Annotated in this window: 14 protein-coding genes and 1 pseudogene; 4 read left to right on the top strand and 11 right to left on the bottom strand. The window is 63.3% G+C overall.

What is annotated here, in order from left to right:
• Positions 1-37 precede the first annotated feature (37 nt).
• Entirely contained in the window at positions 38-391 is a 354-nt protein-coding gene (locus VF629_RS15020; protein WP_331059309.1) for a four helix bundle protein, read from the top strand.
• A gap of 51 nt (positions 392-442) precedes the next feature.
• On the opposite strand, the gene VF629_RS15015 is transcribed toward VF629_RS15020, so the two are convergent.
• Positions 443-2248 (bottom strand): alkaline phosphatase family protein, encoded by a 1806-nt coding sequence (locus VF629_RS15015; RefSeq protein ID WP_331059308.1) that lies wholly within the window; start codon positions 2246-2248, stop codon positions 443-445.
• A 212-nt stretch (positions 2249-2460) separates the two neighbouring features.
• Between VF629_RS15015 and VF629_RS15010 the strand changes: the two genes are divergently transcribed.
• Entirely contained in the window at positions 2461-3177 is a 717-nt protein-coding gene (locus VF629_RS15010) for an HAD family phosphatase (protein ID WP_331059307.1), read from the top strand.
• 60 nt (positions 3178-3237) lie between these two features.
• Here the strand turns inward: VF629_RS15010 and VF629_RS15005 are convergent, their stop codons facing one another.
• Complete coding sequence (locus VF629_RS15005) at positions 3238-7317, bottom strand: LamG-like jellyroll fold domain-containing protein (RefSeq protein ID WP_331059306.1); 4080 nt, start codon at positions 7315-7317, stop codon at positions 3238-3240.
• 267 nt (positions 7318-7584) lie between these two features.
• Here VF629_RS15005 and VF629_RS15000 point away from each other — a divergent pair, with 267 nt between their 5' ends.
• Positions 7585-8058, top strand: a complete 474-nt coding sequence (locus VF629_RS15000; protein WP_331059305.1) for a hypothetical protein — start codon at positions 7585-7587, stop codon at positions 8056-8058.
• Between the two features lie 398 nt (positions 8059-8456).
• Here the strand turns inward: VF629_RS15000 and VF629_RS14995 are convergent, their stop codons facing one another.
• Complete coding sequence (locus VF629_RS14995; RefSeq protein WP_331059304.1) at positions 8457-8684, bottom strand: hypothetical protein; 228 nt, start codon at positions 8682-8684, stop codon at positions 8457-8459.
• Positions 8681-9261, bottom strand: a pseudogene (locus VF629_RS25885) (DUF7149 domain-containing protein). Before VF629_RS25885 ends, VF629_RS14995 begins: the two are co-directional and overlap by 4 nt.
• A 342-nt stretch (positions 9262-9603) precedes the next feature.
• Between VF629_RS25885 and VF629_RS14980 the strand changes: the two are divergent.
• Positions 9604-11142, top strand: a complete 1539-nt coding sequence (locus tag VF629_RS14980) for an OmpA family protein (protein WP_331059301.1) — start codon at positions 9604-9606, stop codon at positions 11140-11142.
• 59 nt (positions 11143-11201) lie between these two features.
• On the opposite strand, the gene VF629_RS14975 is transcribed toward VF629_RS14980, so the two are convergent.
• The 7 genes from VF629_RS14975 to atpB form a co-directional block, all read right to left on the bottom strand.
• Positions 11202-11597 carry a T9SS type A sorting domain-containing protein gene (locus VF629_RS14975; protein WP_331059300.1) on the bottom strand — a complete coding sequence of 132 codons (396 nt, stop codon included), beginning with the start codon at positions 11595-11597 and terminating at the stop codon, positions 11202-11204.
• 374 nt (positions 11598-11971) lie between these two features.
• Entirely contained in the window at positions 11972-12856 is an 885-nt protein-coding gene (gene atpG, locus VF629_RS14970) for an ATP synthase F1 subunit gamma (RefSeq protein ID WP_331059299.1), read from the bottom strand.
• A 225-nt stretch (positions 12857-13081) separates the two neighbouring features.
• Positions 13082-14665 carry a F0F1 ATP synthase subunit alpha gene (atpA, locus tag VF629_RS14965; RefSeq protein WP_331059298.1) on the bottom strand — a complete coding sequence of 528 codons (1584 nt, stop codon included), beginning with the start codon at positions 14663-14665 and terminating at the stop codon, positions 13082-13084.
• 140 nt (positions 14666-14805) lie between these two features.
• On the bottom strand, positions 14806-15366 hold the full coding sequence (atpH, locus tag VF629_RS14960) for an ATP synthase F1 subunit delta (protein ID WP_331059297.1): 561 nt from the start codon (positions 15364-15366) through the stop codon (positions 14806-14808).
• A gap of 98 nt (positions 15367-15464) precedes the next feature.
• A complete protein-coding gene (gene atpF, locus VF629_RS14955; RefSeq protein ID WP_331059296.1) occupies positions 15465-15962 on the bottom strand; it encodes a F0F1 ATP synthase subunit B in 498 nt (165 codons plus the stop codon).
• A gap of 150 nt (positions 15963-16112) precedes the next feature.
• Complete coding sequence (gene atpE, locus VF629_RS14950) at positions 16113-16388, bottom strand: ATP synthase F0 subunit C (protein ID WP_046243983.1); 276 nt, start codon at positions 16386-16388, stop codon at positions 16113-16115.
• Positions 16389-16508: 120 nt separating this feature from the next.
• Positions 16509-17505: F0F1 ATP synthase subunit A (gene atpB / locus VF629_RS14945; RefSeq protein WP_331059295.1), on the bottom strand; the 997-nt coding region annotated here is incomplete at its 5' end.

The raw sequence follows: 17505 nt of genomic DNA, 5'->3' as shown, positions 1-17505 counted from the left end.
TTGTTTCGTACTGCGTTAGTCTTAACCTATTTTCGGCTTGGCAATTCCTGAAACAGACAATCTGATTATTCGGCTGACGTTTGAGTTTTCGTTGCTGATTATTGACTATACCGAACGCCTTGAAACGCAGCACCGCTACGTAATGACCAAGCAGTTGATGAAGAGCGGGACTTCGATTGGAGCGAACGTGCGCGAAGCCCAAAGTGCCGAAAGCCGCGCTGACTTTATTCATAAATGCAAAATTGCGGCAAAAGAGGCAGAAGAAACGGACTACTGGCTGTTGCTCTGCCACCACGCGCCCAGTTATGAAAGTCCTGGCGAACTGCTTCCCCGCCTGCTAAGCATCCGAAAGATTCTGTCTAAAATCATTTCCTCCGCACGTTCCCATTAACGTGAAGCTAGCAGAGCAGCACATCAGCACATTCAAAAATCAGCAAATCAATCACCGCAGCACTTCCAACAACGGCGTGCCGCTGCACCCGCTCGGCTCCTGAATGCGGAGAAAGCGGGCCAGGGTGGCCGCAATGTCGACCACGTACGCGGGCGCCATCGACTCGCCGTGCTTTACGTGCCAGCCCCAAAAAAGGAGGGGCACGTGCGTGTCGTAGGCCCACGACGAGCCGTGCGTGGTGCCTTTGGCGGGAAAGCTGTACGCCTCGTACCAGCCCGGCTCTAGTACCACCAGCACGTCGCCGCAGCGCTTGGGGTAGTAGCCGTTTTCGAGGTACATGAGCGTGCCGCTTTCCCAGTGCGATTTCTGGATGTCTTCGGCCGTGAGGGCCCGGCTTACGCCGGGCAGCTGCACCATCACCTGCACTACTTCCTCGGCCAGGTCGTGGAGCTTGATGTTTTTCTGAGCGGCCAGGGTGCGGTTGAGGTACACCTGCTGGTTTTCGAAGTCGAGCACCCAGTTGCCGGGACCGTGGCGACGCACGAGGCGGTTTTGCAGGGTGTCGCGCATCAGGCTGGCGCTCACGGCCCCGGCGGGCAGGTTGTGCGCGTGCAGGAACTCGGGCGAGTGCGCGGCGGCGTGGTCGGCGGTGAGGAACACCAACGCCTGGCCCTTGCCCACGGTCTGGTCGAGGGTGGCAAATAGGCGAGCCAGCTCCTGGTCGAGGCGCAGGTAGGTGTCCTCCACTTCTATGGAGTTGGGCCCGAACTGGTGGCCCACGTAGTCGGTGCTGCTGTAGCTCAGGGCCAGGAAATCGGTGAAGCCGCGCTGGCCCAGCTGCTCAGCCCGGACGGCTTCGAGGGCCATGTCGGTGGTGATGCTGTTGCCGAAGGGCGTGCTGGAAAGCAAGCTCAGGTTAGGGGTGGCGGCGTTGGCGGCCGTGGCACCGGCCTTGGGCGTGGCCGAAGTGTTCTGGCCGTCAGCAGCCGTTTGGCGGGCAGGGCCGGGCTGGTTGTCTTTGCGGGCCGCCGCGGGCACCCCGCTGATGGTGGGCAGGTTGTGCGGAAACACGGGCGCGGCCTCGCCTTTGAAGGCCGACTCCCAGCTCACGTTGTCGGGCGAGCTTTCGGTGTACTCGGCTATGGGCAGCAGCGTGTTCCAGGGCTGCGAGAGGTACTTGGTGGCCAGCCCGCGCTGGTTGAACTTCACCACCCAGTCGGGCAGCGCTTTCTGGTAGAAGGTGCTGCTGATGAAGGAGCCGTTGCCGCCGTCGTACCAATAGGCGGCGGTGGCGGCGTGCCCGGCCGGCAAAATGCTGCCCCGGTCCTTGATGCACACCCCGATGACCTTGCTCTGGAAGTTGGTGGCCAGGCGCAGCTCGTCGGTGATGGTGGTGGTCATCAGGTGGCGGGGGCTTTGCTGGCCGGCCGCGCCGCTGCTGCCCACGCCCTGCACGGTTTTGTCTTCGGTGACGTAGGTGCCTTTGCCGGTTTCGCGCTCAAACCAGTTGTTGCCCACAATGCCGTTGGCCGAGGGCGTGGCGCCGGTGTAGATGCTGGCGTGGCCCGGCCCGGTGTAGGTGGGCACGTAGTTGTAGTGGGTGTTCTCGTAGCTGAAGCCCTCGCCCAACAGGCGCCGGAAGCCGCCCTTGCCGAACTTGCTCCAGTAGCGGTAGATGTAGTCGTAGCGCATCTGGTCCACCACGATGCCCACCACCAGCCTGGGCCGGGCCAGGGCGCCGGAAGCATTTTTATTAGCCGAGCCATTGGCGGACGCAGCCGCTCGGGGCTTGGCAGTTTGGGCAAAAACGGGGCTGGCCAACGCGGCGGCCAGGGTCAGGGCAAATATCTTTTTCAATAGAAAGCGGGTAAGGCTATGCAGCGGCAAAGATACCCCCAGTTTGGAAGTCCCGTGTTAACAGAACGTCATGCCGAGCGCAGCCGAGGCATCTGGGGCAAACCACCTGTCATCTGGCTCTGCGCGCAGGATGACAATCGATTGAATTACTACCCCGCGCGAGATGCCTCGGCTGCGCTCGGCATGACGTTTCTTTTCATTCCTCGGCTCCAATGACTCCTACCCTCATTTTTGACATGGACGGCGTGCTCGTCGACAACACGCCCGTGCAGGCCCGCGCTTTCCAGCTGCTGTTCCGCGACCTGGGCCTGACCACCAACGCCCGCAAGCTCCTGGCGCGCCTCAACGGCATGCCGGCCACCACCATCCTCAAGACGGTGTTCCGACGCCCCGTGCCCGACAAGCAGCTCAAAGAGTACGCCTCGCAGCGCGAGTTCCTCTACCGCACGCTGTATTGGAACAAGCGCCGCGCCATGCCCGGCCTCGTGGCGTTTCTGGAAGCCGCCCGCGGTGCCGGCTTTCAAATTGGCTTGGGCACCGGCTCGCCGCCCGAAACCATCAGCTACATCGTGGACCACCTCGACTTGCGCCGCTACTTCGACGTCATCATTGGCAAAGAAGATGTGGACAAGGGCAAGCCCCACGCCGACACCTTCTCCGTGGCCGCCGCCAAGCTGGGCGCCCGCCCCGAAGACTGCATCGTGTTTGAAGACGCCGTGCTGGGCGAGCAGGCCGCTTACCGGGCCGGCATGCGCTGCGTGGCCGTGGGCTCCACGCTCAAAGAGAAAGACTTCCAGAACCCGCTGGCTTACATCAAGGACTTCACCGGCTTCACTCCCGAGCGGCTGCTAGAGCTATTGGCGCAACAGCCCCAAGCCCCGAAGCCCGACAAGCAGCGCGCCCAACGGCAGTACATGCACTTGGACTAGCATCATGAAAAAGCCCCGGCGTCGAACACCGAGGCTTTTTAAATGGGTCAAGCTGGCTAGTTATTGCACCATGAGGCGGACTACCTGGGCCCCGGTGCGAACCACGTACACGCCGGTGGCCAGCCCGGCGGGCAGCAAGAGGGCGGCCGTGCCGGCAGCGTCGGCCGTAGCAGTGAGCACACACCGTCCTGTGGCGTCGAAGACTTGCACCGAAGCGCCAGCCGCCGCGCCGGCCAGGGTGGTGGCCCGGGCTGGGTTGGGCACCAGCGAAAGGCCAGCGGTGGCCTTGCCCGCAAGTGCGACCGTACGGACTGGCGAGTAGGCAGCCGTGCCGTCCACATCAACCTGCCGCAGGCGGTAGTAGAGCGTGGTGGCATTGGCCGGCAGTTGGGCATCGAGCCACTCGTAGGCGCGGGCGCTGCTGCTGTTGCCGGCCGCTGGCACCGTGCCGATGGCCGCAAAACGCTGCCCGTCAGAACTGCGCTCCACCTCGAAGCGGGCGCTGTTCTTTTCCGAAGCGGTGGCCCAGGCCAGGCGCACGGCCGAACCGACTTGTGTAGTCGTGAAGGCTTTTAGCTCCACCGGGAGCGGGGTGGCCTGCCCAACGGCGTTGGAATAAGCCCCCTGGTCGGGCACTGCGAGGCCGCTGTTGAGGGCGCGCACGCGGTAGAAATAGGGACCGTTGGGGTCAAGCCCCGTGAGTACGTAGCTGGTGGCCGGGGCCGCGATGGTGAACGGCGAACCGGTAATGGGCGCGGTGAAACCGGCGTTGGGCGACACGTCGAGCAGGTAGCTCGTGACCGTGCCCAGGGCCGGGGCCGTCCAGTTGGCGGTGAAGCCCGTGGCAGAGCGGGCAGTGGAAACTGTGGCCACGGGCACTACCATGGCGTAGCTCTCCACCCAATTGCTGCTGGCGCCGTTCAGGGCAAAGTTGGTGGCGGCGGCGGCGGCACCGCTGGTCAGGTCGTAGGCGGTGTTCAGGCCGGTGTTGGGGCCGGCCGGGGCGCCCTGGTCCATGTTCAGGTAGAACACCAGCGCGGCGGGGAAGGGCGCGGCGGCCGGCGCGGCCATGTCGGCCTGCACCTCAGCGGCCGTGCGCGCCGTGTTCCAGACGCGCACCTCGTCCAGCGACGCTCTTAGGTGCGGGTCGCCGTTGGCCGAGCGGCCGAGCCAGCTGTAGGTCAGCGTGCCCAGCACGGTGGGGTCGAGGGTCATGGCGGCGTTGGTGCCAATGGCCACCCCGTTCAGGTAAATGGTGCCCGTTGTGGTTCCCCCGACCGTGGCCAGCGTCACGGCCAGGTGGTGCCAGCGCCCGGCGGGCATCGGCGTGCTGGTGAAGATGGTTTGGTCGCTCACGCCGTTCTGCTTCAGGCTGAAGAAGATGTTGCCCACCGAGGCGGGCGTGTAGCCCACGCCGGCCTTCGGCCCCAGCAGCATCCAGTTGTTGGAGGTGGTGCCGAAGTCGAAGATGCGCGTCCAGTCGCCATTATCCTGATAGTTCACCCAGGCCTCGAAGGTGAAGCTGGCCGTGTTCAGGCCACTGGGCAGCACCACGTAGTCGTTCGCCCCGTCAAACGCCAGGGCGTTGCCGGGGGGCGCCATCACCGTGAAGGGAGCGGTGGCCGTGCCGTCGGCCGTGGTGAGGCTCACGTTGCCGCTGGCAGCGGCCGTTACGGGCACACGCACCACCAGGCTGGTGCCGGTGTTGCTGATGATATTACCCAAGGCATCGGCCCCGTTGATGGTGAGCGCCGTGGGGCTGCTCATGTTGGTGCCCGTGAGGGTGATGGCTTGGCCCAGCCCGCCGGGGTTGGGGGCCACGGCCGTGAGGGTGGGCGTGGGCGTGACCGTGAAGGTCTGGCTGCTGGCGGCGCTGGTACCGCTGGGCGTGGTCACCGTTAGGGGTCCGGTGGTGGCCCCGGCCGGCACCAGCAGCACGATTTCGGTGGCGCTGTTGCTGGCGAAGGTGGTCTGGGCCGTGTTGTTGAAGCTCACGCTGCTGGCGCTGCCCAAGTTGGTGCCCGTGATGGTGACGCTCGTGCCCACCGGCCCGCTGGTGGGTGTGAAGGTGGTGATGGTGGGCGCGGGTGGCCCCAGCCGCGCCACAAAGGCGGTAGTGCCGCTGGGGCCGCCCACCAGCACAACGCTGCCAAACGTCGCCGCCGTAAAGGTGCCCGTGACCAGGGCCAGGGCATCGCCGTGGACGGCGATGCCCTGGCCCTGGTCGTCGAAAGCACCGCCGGCCGGCACGGCCCAGAGCCAGGCCCCGTCGGCGCCCGCGAGCTTGGCCACGAACACGTCGTTGCCGCCCGCCGAGGCCAGGACCGTGGCCGCGGGGGTGGTGGCGAAGCTGGCCGTGCCCGAGAAAAAGCCCGTGGCCAGTGCGTTGCCCCCGCCGTCCACGGCCAGGCCCAGGCCCCGGTCGCCGCCGGGGCCGCCGGCCCGCACGGCCCAGGCGCAGGCTCCGTCGGCGCCCGCGAGCTTGGCCACGAACACGTCGGAGTTGCCCGCTGCGGTCAGAGCAGTGGCCGTAGGGGTGGTGGCGAAGCTGGCCGTGCCCACAAAGACGCCCGTGACCAGGGCGTTGCCCCCGCCGTCCACGGCCAGGACCTGGCCCTGGTCAACGCCGGTGCCGCCGGCCCGCACGGCCCAGAGCCAGGCTCCGTCGGCGCCCGCGAGCTTGGCCACGAACACGTCGGAGTTGCCCGCTGCGGTCAGAGCAGTGGCCGTAGGGCTGGTGGCGAAGCTGGCCGTGCCCGTGAAGAAGCCCGTGACCAAGACGTTGCCCCCCCCGTCCACGGCGATGCCCTGGCCCTGTTCGTTGCCGGTGCCGCCGGCCCGCACGGCCCAGAGCCAGGCCCCCGTGCCAGCGCTGCGCTTGGCCACGAACACGTCGTCGCTGCTCCCCGAGACAAGCGTGGTGCCGCCCAGGACGATGGTGCCCGTGAAGCTGCCCGTCACGTATTGGTTGCCCGCCGCGTCGGTGGCCGTGGCCCGGCCGGCGGAGGTGCTGCCGTTATTGGCCAGCGCCGGGGCCTGCCAGGCACCTGTGCTCCCGGCCAGCTGCCCGGCAAACAGCCCCGCGCCAGGGGCAGTGGCATCGGCTGGTCCGGCAAAATCGGCCGTGCCCGTAAAGATGCCCGTGGCCAGGGCGTTGCCCCCGCCGTCCACGGCCAGGCCCAGGCCCTGGTCGCCGCCGATGCCGCCGGCCCGCACGGCCCAGGCGCAGGCCCCGCTGGCCCCGCCGAACTTGGCCACGAACACGTCGGTGCTGCCCGCCGAGGTCAGGACGGTGGCCGCGGGGCTGGTGGCGAAGCTGGCCATCCCCGTAAAGAAGCCCGTGACCAAGGCGTTGCCCCCGCCGTCCACGGCCAGGCCCAGGCCCTGGTCGCCGATGGTGCCGCCGGCCCGCACGGCCCAGGCGCAGGCCCCGCCGGTGCCCGCGAACTTGGCCACGAACACGTCGGAGTTGCCCGCCGCGGTCAGAGCAGTAGCCGCAGGGCTCGTGGCGAAGCTGGCCGTGCCCACAAAGAAGCCCGTGACCAAGGCGTTGCCCCCGCCGTCCACGGCCAGGCCCAGGCCTTGGTCGCCGCTGGTGCCGCCGGCCCGCACGGCCCAGGCGCAGGCTCCGTCGGCGCCCGCGAGCTTGGCCACGAACACGTCGTCGCCGCCCGCCGCGGTGAAACTGGTGGCCGTAGGGCTGGTGGCGAAGCTGGCCGTGCCCGTGAAGAAGCCCGTGACCAAGACGTTGCCCTCGCCGTCCACGGCGATGCCCTGGCCCTGTTCGTTGCCGGTGCCGCCGGCCCGCACGGCCCAGAGCCAGGCCCCCGTGCCAGCGCTGCGCTTGGCCACGAACACGTCGGTGCCGGCTGGCGAGACGAGCGTGGTGCCACCCAGGACGATGGTGCCCGTGAAGCTGCCCGTCACGTATTGGTTGCCCGCCGCGTCGGTGGCCGTGGCCCGGCCGGCGGAGGTACCCCTAATGCCCTCGGGGTTGAAACTGACCGCCTCGGTGAAAACGGGGTCCTGGGCCCGGGCCGCCCAGGGCAGCAGGGCCAGCAGCAGCCCGAGCAGGCCCGTGTAGCAGTTGAAACGGCGAACGGCGGCCGCAGGCGCGGCCAGGGAGGAGAAGTGTTTCATGCAACTAACAGGGAGTGCCACGTCCGGGGTAAGGCCAAGACGAAAGCAGGGCTGCCAGTTGTCCAGAATATTGTTTCAAGTATCTATTTGCGTCAAAAGTACGGACGACACTGCCTGTAACCCAAGATTAGTTGAAGTGTTTTTGCGGCTAACTGCTTTATTTCCAAAGATATTCCTCACCTTTCCGGGGCGGGCCGCGTGGCCCGCCCAGTGCCCGGCAGCTGGGGCTTCTGGTCTTCTTTTTCCTACCCATTCTTACCCAACCCCATGCCCAATCAGATTACCGCTGCCATCCCGCCCGCCAAGCTTGCCGAAGCCCTCGACCACCTCAAGCAGGCCCGGGCCGTGCTCGAGCCCTACCTGCACCCCCTCACCCCGGACGAGCGCAAGAACATTGTGAAAATGGGCGACAAGTCCGTCAGCTTCATGACCAAGCTGCTCGACTACGCCGCCAACACCCCCGCCTTCGTGCCCGGCTTCATCAGCTACGACGAGCTGAAGCAGGACGTGGGCGTGGCCACCGACCTCACGCCCCTGGAGCAGTTTGCCGAACAGCTCGCCCTCGACCTCAACAGCACCGTGATGCTGGCCGGCTCCGAAGGCATGAGCCAGGCCTCGCCCGTGTACCAAAACATCAAGTTCCTGGCCCAGCAGCGCCAGCCCGGCGCCCAGGCCGCCTACGACGACCTGAGCCAGCGCTTCCCCGGCCGCGCGGCCAAGAAGCCCGCGCCCGTGGCCTAGGGGTGGACAGCATGCTAAAAGAACGTCATGCCGAGCGCAGCGCAGCATCTCGCGTGCAGTAACTAATCACTGCCTCTGGCGAGATGCTGCGCTGCGCTCGGCATGACGGGTTTAGTAGTTACAGGTCGTTTCCTGTCTACGCCCCCTGGCCCGCTCCCATGGCCCAACCTGCCGCTTTCCACCTAGTGGCCGCGCTGCCCGGCCCCGTGCAAGCTCCGAACGACCGATTCGTGGTTCGGAGCTTTTTGTTGGTCGTTCGGAGCGAGCAAGTGGAAGCTCGGAACGACCAATTGGAGCCTCCGAACGACCAGTTGGAGGCTCGGAACGAGCAACTGGCGGCTCGGAGCGACCAACTGGGCCTTCCGAGCCGCCAAACGGGGCAGCGACGCCACCCCGCGCTACCCGGCCACGGCCGCCGCCGCGGGCAGGGCTACCCCGTAGAGGGCGGCCACGGCGGCATCCACGGCGGCTTCGGGGGCGGCGGTGTCGGCGGCGGGGTCGGCGGCTTTGGCGTCGAGGATGGTTTGGACCAGGGCCGCAATGGCGGCTTGCTCGGCGGGGGTGGCGGCCGGGATGGGGAGTTGGGACACCTGCGGTATCTGCATCGCCATGGCGTTGTCCTTCATCTTGGACCGGCAATGCTCTTGTAGAAGAAGTCGGTGTCGGTGCTGGCCTTGCCCTTGGCCTTGAAGTCGCGGTAGGCCTGCATCAGCGCCGTATTCTTCCAGAACAGCCGGTGGAAATCCACGGCGTCGAAGATGTACCACTCGTAGCCGGTCGTCACCACGAGGCGCTTGAAGTCGTCGGCCTTGTCGTCGCTGCAGTCCTCCAGGTAGTAGAGCAGCAGCTGCTGAAACGCCTTGCGGTTGAGGTCCTCGGGGGTGAGCATCTCGGCCGGGTTCTTGGGGCCTTTCACTTCCAGCACCACCGCAACGGGGTATCGGCCGTCTCGCCCAGGTGCAGCACCAGGTCGCGCTTGCCGTTCACGTTGCCGTAGCGGCTACCCGCGCCGGCCGGCTTGCTCACGGCCCGCAGAAAGTCGAGAATGTGGGTCTCGCCGTGCCGCTCAATCTTGGTGGGGTCGAGGTGCTTGAGCAGCTCGGTGAGGTGGGCTTTGAAATCAGCGAGTTGGGTAGCAGTAGGGCGCAGCCGGCGCAGGGCAGCCGTGGCGAGGTCGGGCGGCAGAAGCTTGGGGAGGAGCATGGCCGGCAAATGTAGGGGCCGGCACCAGGTAGCGCCGCGCCCGTTGGCGTCTCCCGCCCCCACGTTGTTCGAACGACGAGGCACCGCAGGCGGCACAGCAACGTCACCGAAACTGATTATGCAATCGGACCTTATAAATTATTCTTATAAAATGAATAGATTGCAGTGCTGGTTGGTGAGTTCCGAAACCCGGTGCTCAGCAAGAAGCTCATGCGCTTTTCGACCATTCAAGGCCAGCGGCTCCACCTCTACCCGGCCGGCCGAAACCTGTTTCTGCCAACAAAATCCCTTCCTATCAGCACTGAATGCAGCTTGGCATCCAGCAATCAAGCAACCCGTTCCATGAACAACGATGTGGTAGAAACGGCAAGGCATTATTTCACGGACCAGGTCATCAACCAACTCAGCGTGCTAGTTGGCGAAACCAAATGGGGCGTAAAAAAAGCATTGGGCCAAGCGGTTCAACCCGTACTCAGCGGGTTCTTGCACCAAGCCGAGCAAGGAACCAGCCCCGAAACGCTGCTGCATTTGGTGCGCGACGCCGACGCGGCCGAAGTGCTCACGCACCTTGCCTCCGCATCCAGCTTTGTCCCAAACGGGCGGGGCCCCGACCTGTTGCTGGACCTGCTAGGCGATGCTTACGGCCACACCGTGCATCGGATTGCGGAGGAAGCCAACATTCAACCCGCGGCCAGCAGCACCTTGCTGCAAACGGCCGCGACGGCCGTGCTGGGCGTGCTCGGAAAATTTGCGGTGGAAAATTACCTCACCCCATCGGAATTTGCCCACTGGCTGCACTCTCAGCAGGAAGCCACCGGCGCGGCAACGCCGCCACTTTCTGCCCCCCGCAGTTTCCAGGGGCTCAGCCAGCCCCTGGCCACCGCCCGGCCCGGCGCCACGCAGCCCCCCGCCTTGGGGCCGTCGCGCCACCTCCCCTCCCGAATGGCTGGGCCCTATCCCGAAAATGAAATGGCGCTAGCCGCAACGCCCGGCACCGCCAGCGCCGAACGGTGGCAATTGGGCGGAATGTTGTTGCTGGCCCTGAGCTTTGGCTATTTTCTGGGACGTGAGCAGCTTAATCACAGCATGCTCCTTGGTGCGCGGCCCGCGGCGGCTTCCCCACCTGCTACAGCGCTGCCCACACCGCTCACGCCTGCCCCCGCAGCCATTGCGCCGGTGGCGCCAGTGGCCGTGGCGCCGGCTGTTCCGGAGGCGCCTCCGGTCGCCGCGCCACCGGCCGAAGCGTCGCAAGCAGCCGACTTGCCGGCAGCCAGCCCTCCGGTGCTCGCCGCCCCCGACACCCAGCCCCGTGACGAGCCGCGCAGGCCGGCGGCTCGCGTCGCTTCCGTTGCCAGCGCGGGCAGATACGACCCCGTTCGCGACGTGTACATCCACGATACCGGCCGGCTCACCGTGCTCACGCTGCCCAACGGCGGAGGCACCGAAAACGTGGGGGCGACGTCTACCGAAGCACGCTTGCAGGGCATATTGACCGCGTTTACCAAGCAAGCCGATTCCGTGAGCCGCGCCAGCGCCTGGGTTGATTTTGACCACGTGTATTTCGAGCCAGGCCAAACCACGCTCACGCCCGAATCGATGCAGCAACTCACCAACGTCGCCCGCATCCTCAAGACGTTTCCGGACGTGGTGGTAAAAATTGGTGCCTACACCGACAGCACCGGCGTGGGGCCGGAAGACCTGCGATTTAGCGAAGCGCGGGCCCGCTCGGTGATGACGGTGCTAGCCAACCAAGGCGTGCGCCTTTACCGCATGTTTGCGCAAGGATACGGTGCCAAATACGCCCTGGTGCCGAACACCACGCCAGCCAACCGCGCGCTCAACCGGCGCGTGAGCATTCGGGTGCTGAGAAAGCATTCGTAGCGCCTGAACCCAGGCACTGCCACCGCTAGTCTAGAACGCTGCGAGGCAAGCGCAACTCCTTATTCCACCTTCAGCGTCTTGGCCACGCGCTGGTCGCCGGCTTGCACCTGCACCCGGTACAATCCCGGCTTGCGGCCCAGCAGGGGCACCTCCGTGGTGCCTCCGGTTTCCATGAGGCTCACGGGCTGCTCAAACACCACGGTGCCTTGCGCATCGGTCAGCGTGACAGTGGCGCGGGTGGTACCCGTCATGGCTGGCACCTGCACGGTGGCCCGAATGTGCGCCGGGTTCGGGTACACGCTTACGTCAGCCAAGGAGGGGGCGCTGGGCTCGGCGGCCACGGAAGCAGGCGCCTGCGCGCGGGCTGCGGGCCCCGCCAACACCATGAATAACGGCAGTGGCAGGGCCAGTTGGCGGCCCACCGACATGAAGTGAGCAGAAGCAGCAGTTAACATAGCGGATAGTAAGAAGGAATAGTGGAACGAGTGATTTTGGTGCGCCGCCGAAGCGAGCATAGGAGGAAGAGCGAGGTGGTATTTCGAGCGTTTCCGCGCCGCTGGCAGGCCAGGTGGCCGTTGGCTGGGTGTTTAACGGGCTGCTTCGGCGCAGCGTATGCCGTCGTTGTTCAACTGGGCTGATTTCCCGTCTAACTCTCCTCCATTCCCGACGAACCGCAAAGCTACCCTTGCTTCTTCCTACTGTCTTGCGCTTCAATAGTCCACCAAGCATCAATCCATCAAGCATCGTTAAAGCAAAAAGACCTGCCCCAATTAGGAGCAGGTCTTTTGATACATCTTTTGGAGCAGGATGACCTGTTCACCGGGAAAAATTACCCAGCCGCCAGCGCCTCGGCGCCGCCCACGATTTCGAGAATCTCGGTCGTGATGGCTGCCTGACGCGTCCGGTTGTAAGTCAACTTGAGGGCCTTGAGTAGCTCACCCGCGTTGTCGGTGGCTTTGTCCATGGCTGTCATGCGGGCGCCGTGCTCCGAAGCATTGCTTTCCAACACTGCTTTGTAGAGCTGAATCTTGATGGACTGCGGAATCAGCGTCTGCACGATTTCCTCTTTCGAAGGCTCGAACAGGTAGTCGACGTTTGCGGTGGCCGAAGCCGTAACGGGCGCCGCAGCGGGCACTAAGGGCAGCAACTGCTCGGTGCGGATAATCTGCGTGGCTACGTTGCGGAATTCGTTGTATACGACCACTACCTCATCGTACGTGCCGTTGCGGAAACCTTCCATAGCGACTTCCGCGGCTTCGCGTACCGTCTCGAAAGAGAGTTTGGCGAAAACGTGGGTGAAGTTGCCCACCAGCGTGGTGCGACGGCCATAGTAGTCGTGCGCCTTCTTGCCGATGGCCAGGTAGGAAATGTTGGCCGCTGGCAGGTTAGCGTAGCGCTCAGCAATGGCCGCGTTCACCCCCTTGAACACGTTCGAGTTGAACGCGCCGGCCAGGCCACGGTCCGAAGTCACGGCAATGACCAACACGCGGCGCACCTCGCGGGCCACGCCGTAGTCGCTCACGATGTCGGCGTCGGCCGTGCGCGTCAGGTTAGCCAGAATGGTGTTCAAGCGCTGGGCATAGGGCCGCATCCGAACGATGTTGTCCTGGGCACGGCGCAGCTTAGCGGCCGCCACCATTTTCATGGCTTTGGTAATCTGCTGCGTGCTGCTCACCGACTGAATGCGGCTGCGGACTTCTTTTAAGCTTGCCATTTATCCTTATTTAGTATCTCCAGCGGTGGCGGTTGGACACTCCCCGTTTAATGCGAGCCAAAAGTCATTGACTCCTTCAGCAAAGCCGTCGCGGTGAGTGAATCCACTGAGAGCAGACACAAGTAGAACAACCCGCCAAAACGGGTCGCCTGACTTCTTGTTTTTAACAACTAATGCCTTGCTCATTCCTTTACTGAAGAGGACTGCTGAAATGCAATTCTTGAATTACTTCGTCGCGTAGCTCGCCGACACGTCCTTGGCTACCTCGCGGATGGCCTTGGTGGCGGTATCCTCCAACTTGCCAGCTTTCAGGGCCTTCAGCACGTCGGGGTAGCGCGAGTTCATCACCTGACCAAACTCCTTCTCGAACTCACGCACACGGTTCACGGGCACGCTGTCGAGGAGGCCGTTGGTGGCGGCGTAGATGATGGCCACCTGGTCTTCCACCTTCACAGGCGAGAACTGGGGCTGCTTCAGGATTTCGAGGTTGCGACGGCCGCGCTCGATGGTGAGCTTGGTCGAGGCGTCGAGGTCGGAACCGAATTTGGCGAAGGCTTCCAGCTCGCGGAACTGGGCCTGGTCGAGCTTCAGGGTACCGGCCACTTTCTTCATCGACTTAATCTGGGCGTTACCACCCACACGCGACACCGAAATACCCACGTTGATGGCCGGACGCACACCCGAGTTGAACAAGTTCGTCTCGAGGAAAATCTGGCCGTCGGTGATGGAAATAACGTTGGTCGGAATGTAAGCCGATACGTCACCCGCTTGCGTCTCAATCAGCGGCAGAGCCGTCAGCGAACCGCCGCCTTTCACCAAGTGCTTGATGCTCTCAGGCAAGTCGTTCATGTCGCGGGCGATTTCGTCCGACGAGTTGATTTTAGCGGCGCGCTCGAGCAAGCGGCTGTGCAGGTAGAATACGTCGCCGGGATACGCTTCGCGTCCGGGAGGACGACGGAGCAGCAACGACACCTCGCGGTAAGCTACGGCCTGCTTCGACAAGTCGTCATAAACTACGAGCGCGGGACGACCCGTGTCGCGGAAGAACTCACCAATAGCAGCACCGGTGAAGGGCGCATAGAACTGTAGCGGAGCGGGGTCAGCAGCCGGAGCAGCTACCACTACGGTGTAGTCCATGGCACCGCCTTTGGTCAGCGACTGCACCACCTGGGCGATGGTCGAAGCCTTCTGGCCAATGGCCACGTAGATGCAGAATACTGGCTGACCAGCTTCGTAAAATTCGCGCTGGTTGATGATGGTATCGATGGCCACAGCCGACTTACCGGTCTGGCGGTCACCGATAATCAGCTCGCGCTGGCCACGACCAATCGGAATCATCGCGTCAATTGACTTGATGCCGGTTTGCATGGGCTCAGTCACCGGCTGACGGTAGATTACGCCGGGAGCCTTGCGCTCCAGGGGCATTTCGTACAGTTCGCCAGCAATGGGGCCACGGCCGTCGATGGGCTGACCGAGGGTGTTCACCACGCGGCCCACGATGCCGTCGCCCACTTTGATGGAGGCGATTTTGTTGGTGCGCTTCACCGTGGCGCCTTCCCGGATTTCCGAGTAGTCGCCGAGCAGTACCGCGCCCACGTTGTCTTCTTCGAGGTTGAGCACGAGGCCTTGCAGGCCGTTCTCGAACTCAATCAATTCGCCCGCTTGGGCCTTGCTCAGTCCGTAGATGCGGGCAACGCCGTCGCCGACTTGCAACACGGTGCCGACTTCTTCCAGCTCGGCTTCGGACTTGAAATTGGACAGCTGCTGCCGCAGGATTGCGGATACTTCGTCCGGACGTACTTCTGCCATGGTTTGGGAATTTAGTATTAGGTATTGCGTAGTCGGTGGGCTGTAGCGCGAACTCTGTAGTTCGCGTCCCTGCGCCAGTTGCTTGGTGCTGTCGGCGCGGAGACGCGAACTACAAAGTTCGCGCTACACCGACTGTCAGCCTACACCTTCTGCTGATAAGAATTTTCTTGCAAAGAGATGCGCATTTTGCGGAGGCCGGTGCGCACAGAATCGTCAATCTGATTGTCGCCAACACGCAGGATGAAACCGCCGATGAGGCTGGGGTCCACCTTCTCGGTGAGCTTCACTTCGGTGAGACCGGTTTGCTGGGTAACCAGCTTCTCCATCTCAGCGCGCGAAGCAGCCGTGAGCGGGGTGGCCGAAGTCACTTCCGCCATCTGGATGCCCTGCATGGCGTTGTACTGCACCTGGAACTCGGTGCCCATGCTTTCCAGCGCCGCCTCCCGGTTTTTCTCGGTGAGGATGGTGAAGAAGCGCATGGTCATGTCCGACACCTTGCCTTTGAAGATGGCGTTCAGGATGGCCAGCTTCTTGTCGTGCTTCACAATCGGGTTGCGCAGCAACAGCCGCAGCTCGCGGCTTTCGGCCATGGTCTTGCTCAGCAGGTCCATGTCCTCTTTTACGCTATCCAGCGTGCCCATGTCCTTGCCCAAGTCGAGGAGCGACTTGGCGTAGCGGGCCGCTACTCGTTGGTCAGCCATATGTTTAGTGATTAATGATTAACGGTTAGTGGTTAGTTCCTTGGAAAGGCGAGGGCTGACGTTCAAATAATTAACCGTTCACCACTAACCACTAATCACTAATTCAATTTTACGTCTTTCAAATACGAATCCACCAGCTGCGTTTGAGCAGCGGGCTCGGCCAGCTCGCGGCGCAGGATGCGCTCGGCGATGTCGACCGACAGCTGGGCGGCGGTGTTTTTCACTTCGGCCAGGGCCGCGTTTTTTTCCTGTTGGATGGCTTCGCGGGCTTGCTGGATGATGGTGTTGGCTTCGGCCGTGGCGCGGGCGCGCTCGGCTTCGCGGTGCTGGTTGGCCATCACGGTGGCTTCCTGCATCATGCGGTCGCGCTCGTGGCGGGCGTCGGCCAGCAACTTCTCGTTGCCAGCTTTCAGCTGCTGCATTTCAATCTTGGCCTGGTCGGCCATGCGCAGCGCGTTGTCAATGGTGTCCTCCCGCTCTTTGAGGGAAAGCAGAATGGGCCGCCAGGCGAACTTCGCCAGCAGAAACAACACCAACAGGAAGATAACCAGTTGCCAGAAAATCAGGCCGAGTTCAGGATTTAAGAAAGCTGGCATAAGGAATATTGATTTTAAAGAACCGCCGAATAAGGCCGGTTAAAGCAGCTACTTGCAGTAGGAGCAGGTAAGCCCGCCGCGCCAACTGCATAGGCAGCAGCGGGCGGCGGGCTTCCAACTACTTCCGGGCCCGAAGCCCGGCGTTTCATCTTAGAGCTTGGTCCAGATAAGTACGCAGACTACGACTGCGAACAGGCCCAGACCTTCAATCAGAGCGGCGGCGATAATCATAGCCGTCTGGATTTTGCCCGAAGCATCGGGCTGACGACCGATGGCATCCATGGCGCTGCCGCCAATGCGACCAATGCCCAGGCCTACGCCCAAAGCAACCAGACCTGCACCGATACCGGCACCCATTACGGCCAAACCAGGACCGTAGTTAGTAGCCATTTGAGCAACAGCCTGCAACAACAAAGAAAGAAGCATAAAAAAAAGAAAAATGGGGAAGAGAAAAAGCTAGCCAATCCCGCAGCGGGGGGGGGGAGTGCTGCGGTCCGACTAAAGCAACCGGCAGGTCAGGCACGAGGCCTGCCTAATAAGTCTTGATTAATGGGCGTGGGCGTGCGCCTGGTCGGCAGTATGGCCACCGCCAATCTGAAGGTCAGCGTCGTGGTGCTCTTCCACCGCGCCGCCGATGTACATGGCGGTGAGCAGCGTGAAGATGAAGGCCTGCAGAATGGCCACCAGCAATTCGAGGATGTTGATGAACAAGCCGAAAGCCAGCGTAACTGGGGCCACGGCCCACGACTTGAAGATGAACACCAGGCTAATGAAGCTCAATACCACGATGTGTCCGGCCGTGATGTTGGCAAACAGACGAATCATCAGGGAGAAGGGCTTGGTGAAGATGCCCAGGAATTCCACCACAATCATGATGGGCAACAGCGGCTTCGGCACGCCGGGCGTGGCGAAGATGTGAGCCCAGTAGTTCTTGTTGCTGGAAGCCAGCGTGATAATCAGGGTGAGCACAGCCAGCACCAAGGTCACGGCGATGTTGCCGCTGAGGTTGGCCGCGCCAGGCATTAGGCCCAACAAGTTGTTGAACCAAATGAAGAAGAAGGCCGTGAGCAGGTACGGCATGTAGCGCTCGTACTTGGGGCCGATGTTCTTCTTGGCGATTTCGTCGCGGATGAAGATGATGATGGGCTCGAAGAACGACTGCAGGCCCTTGGGCGCGCGGCCGTGGTTCTTTTTATAGCCACGGGCAACGGCGGTGAACACCAACACCATCAGGATAGCGCTGAACAGCAGCGAGGCGGTGTTCTTGGTGATGGAGAAATCGTAGACTTTGCTGCCGTTTTCGGCCACCAATTTGTCTTCTTCCAGCTTCAGGCCGTTGTGGCTGTGGCCGTGGGCCAGTTGGCTGCCCGAAAACACGTTCAAGCCCTTGCCGGGCTGGTAGGCGATGATGGGCAGCGGCAAGCTGATGTGGGTGGCGTGCTCGCCTTCGCCCAGGGTGGCGAGGTGCCACTCGTGCGAATCGCCGATGTGTTCCAAAATCATTTCGCCAGGATTGAAGCCTTCCCCTTTGGAAGCCTCAACG

Source organism: Hymenobacter sp. (genome assembly GCF_036388155.1).
Classification (GTDB): Bacteria; Bacteroidota; Bacteroidia; order Cytophagales; family Hymenobacteraceae; genus Hymenobacter.
The sequence above is the reverse complement of the archived record's forward strand: the minus strand, read 5'-3'. Positions and strand labels throughout refer to the sequence as shown.

What these genes read in the sequence shown, in the direction of transcription:
- atpA (WP_331059298.1), bottom strand. Translation starts at nt 14,665, where the DNA reads ATGGCAGAAGTACGTCCGGACGAAGTATCCGCAATCCTGCGGCAGCAG.
- atpF (WP_331059296.1), bottom strand. Translation starts at nt 15,962, where the DNA reads ATGCCAGCTTTCTTAAATCCTGAACTCGGCCTGATTTTCTGGCAACTG.
- VF629_RS14995 (WP_331059304.1), bottom strand. Translation starts at nt 8,684, where the DNA reads ATGAAGGACAACGCCATGGCGATGCAGATACCGCAGGTGTCCCAACTC.
- atpH (WP_331059297.1), bottom strand. Translation starts at nt 15,366, where the DNA reads ATGGCTGACCAACGAGTAGCGGCCCGCTACGCCAAGTCGCTCCTCGAC.
- atpE (WP_046243983.1), bottom strand. Translation starts at nt 16,388, where the DNA reads ATGCTTCTTTCTTTGTTGTTGCAGGCTGTTGCTCAAATGGCTACTAAC.
- VF629_RS14980 (WP_331059301.1), top strand. Translation starts at nt 9,604, where the DNA reads ATGAACAACGATGTGGTAGAAACGGCAAGGCATTATTTCACGGACCAG.
- VF629_RS15010 (WP_331059307.1), top strand. Translation starts at nt 2,461, where the DNA reads ATGACTCCTACCCTCATTTTTGACATGGACGGCGTGCTCGTCGACAAC.
- VF629_RS14975 (WP_331059300.1), bottom strand. Translation starts at nt 11,597, where the DNA reads ATGTTAACTGCTGCTTCTGCTCACTTCATGTCGGTGGGCCGCCAACTG.
- atpG (WP_331059299.1), bottom strand. Translation starts at nt 12,856, where the DNA reads ATGGCAAGCTTAAAAGAAGTCCGCAGCCGCATTCAGTCGGTGAGCAGC.
- VF629_RS15005 (WP_331059306.1), bottom strand. Translation starts at nt 7,317, where the DNA reads ATGAAACACTTCTCCTCCCTGGCCGCGCCTGCGGCCGCCGTTCGCCGT.
- VF629_RS15000 (WP_331059305.1), top strand. Translation starts at nt 7,585, where the DNA reads ATGCCCAATCAGATTACCGCTGCCATCCCGCCCGCCAAGCTTGCCGAA.